This window comes from Streptomyces sp. SID11385 (assembly GCF_010548245.1).
GTDB lineage: Bacteria > Actinomycetota > Actinomycetes > Streptomycetales > Streptomycetaceae > Streptomyces.
This window is the reverse complement of sequence record NZ_JAAGLR010001072.1, coordinates 1-2305: the sequence shown is the minus strand read 5'-3', so window position 1 is coordinate 2305 and position 2305 is coordinate 1. Positions and strand designations below refer to the sequence as shown.

Here is a 2305-nt window from a genome sequence, read left to right as displayed (position 1 = left end):
GCGGCGACGGCGCCGAGCGAGGCGGCCTGCGCGGCGAAGTCGGCGCCGTGGAAGCGGGCGCCCGGCAGGGCCGCGTAGATGTCGCCGGGGCGCACGGCGCGGGAGTCGTGGGTGATGCCGGTGACATCGGCGGGAGCGGGGCCGCGGCCGCCGCGCGGCTCGACCCCCAGTTCTTCCGCGAGGTCGTCGAGCGGGGTGGCCGCTGTCTTGGCGGGGCGCGGGGGGCCGGGGTACGTCACGGGACCGTTCTCCCGGGGGGTGTGGGGCTGATCGGGGCGTGGCACGGCGGTGAGCGTACCGGGCGGGATGGGCTCGCCGCGAAATGAGGGGCTGTGGGCGGGGGCTGGCGCGCCGTCGGTCGCGGGGGCGCCGCGGCGGTTCCCCGGATCGGGGGTGATCGTTGTCACGGGCGGTTCCTGGTGGGTCTCCGGGGAGTGCGCGGGGCGCGGGGTCCGCCGGTCAGGGCTCGAAGGTGGTCGGGAGCCGCGCGGGCTCGGCGCCGGTGGGCGGGACCTGGAGGGTCTTCAGCGCGAACTCCATGACGCTCTTGTAGATGGGTCCGCAGATCTGGCCGCCGAAGTAGCCGCCCTTGGTCGGGTTCTGGATGGCGCAGTAGACGGTCACGCGGGGCTTGTCGGCGGGCGCGAAGCCGGCGAAGGAGGCGGTGTAGCCGCGGTAGAGCCCGGTCTTCGGGTCCACCCGGTTGGCCGTCCCCGTCTTGCCCGCGACGCGGTAGCCGGGGATGCGCGCGGAGGTGCCGGTGCCCTCCTTGTCGTCGACGACGGACTCCAGCATGGTCGCGAGGGTCCTGGCGGTCTTGTCGCTGACGACGCGGGTCTTCTTCGCGGGCTCGGTGGGGGCCCAGCGGCCGTCCGCGCCCTTGGTCGCCTTGACGAGGGTCGGCGCGGTGCGGACGCCGCCGTTGGCGATCGTGGAGTAGACCGAGGCGGCCTGCATCGCGTTGAGCGAGAGGCCCTGCCCGAAGGGGATCGTGTACTGCTGCGAGGTGTTCCACTTGTCCGGCGGCGCGAGGATGCCGGAGGTCTCGCCGGGGAAGCCGAGCCCGGTGGGGCTGCCGATGCCGAATTTGCGCAGGTACGAGGAGAGCACCCGGTTCGCCTGCTGCTGCGTCTTGCCGAGCTGCCCCGTGGCGAGGATCGTGCCGATGTTGGAGGACTTGGCGAGCACCCCGTTCAGGGTGAGGTGCCAGGTGCCGTGCGGTACGTCGTCGTGGAAGATGCGGTCGCCGCGGCGCAGTTCACCGGGCACGGTGACGTGGGTGCCCGGGGTCGCCTTGTTCTCCTCCAGGACGGCGGCCATGGACATGATCTTGCTGGTGGAGCCGGGTTCGTAGGCGTCCTGGAGGGCCGGGTTGCCGAGCGCGTCCATGTCGGCGGAGCCCAGGTCGTTCGGGTCGAAGCCGGGCGCGTTGGCGAGCGCGAGGATCTCGCCGGTACGGGTGTCCTGGACGATCACGTAGCCGCGGTCGGCCTTGGACTTCTTCACCTGCTCGGTGATCGCCTGCTGTGCGGCCCACTGGATGTCGCGGTCGAGGGTGAGCTGGACGTCCGTGCCGGCCACGGCGGGGTGCTCGCTGCCGCCCGCCGTCGGGACCTGGCGGCCTCCGGCCTGCGCGTAGCGCACCTCGCCGGGGGTGCCCGCGAGCGAGGTCTCGTACTGGGCTTCCAGGCCGCCCGCGCCCTTGCCCTCGGAGTTGACCCAGCCCAGTATCCCGGCGGCGAGGTCGCCGTTGGGGTAGACGCGTTTGCTCGTCGGCTCCTGGAAGACCCCGGCGAGGATGCTGGGCCTGTCCTTCGTGGCCTTCTCCTGGAAGGCGTTCTTGAGGTCCTTGATCTGCGTCCACACCTGCGGGGTCTGCCGGGTGGCGAGGAGCGCGTAGCGGCCGGTGCCGCGCAACTGGGCGGCGACCTTGTCCTCGTCCTTGCCGAGGATCGGGGCGAGGAGCGCCGCGGCCTGCTCGGGGGCGTCCTTCACGTGGGTCTGCTCGCGGCTGAACATCGAGGGGTCGGCGGTGATGTCGTAGGCGTCGACGCTCGTGGCCAGCTCGACCCCGTTGCGGTCGGTGACGGCGCCGCGCTCGGGGGCGATCTCGTGGACGACGACACGGTTCTTCTGCGCGGCGGTCGTGAAGGAGTCCGCGTCGACGGCCTGGATCTGGAGCAGCCGTCCCACGAAGACGGCCATGATCAGCGTGATCGTGACGCCGACGAGCCGGAGGCGCGGGCGCGGCGAGCCGAGCCGGATCGTGCGCGGGCCCTGGAGCCGGGGCCCCGGTCCCGAGGGG

2 protein-coding genes are annotated in these 2305 nt (G+C 72.8%); both read right to left on the bottom strand.

Annotated features, from left to right (window positions below):
- A partial coding sequence (locus G3I42_RS38060; protein ID WP_343244731.1) for a Mur ligase domain-containing protein occupies window positions 1–407 on the bottom strand: 407 nt, incomplete at its 3' end.
- A 52-nt stretch (window positions 408–459) separates the two neighbouring features.
- Window positions 460–2265: a penicillin-binding protein 2 gene (locus G3I42_RS32955; protein ID WP_343244732.1), complete on the bottom strand. Its 1806-nt coding sequence runs from the start codon at window positions 2263–2265 to the stop codon at window positions 460–462.
- Window positions 2266–2305 lie beyond the last annotated feature (40 nt).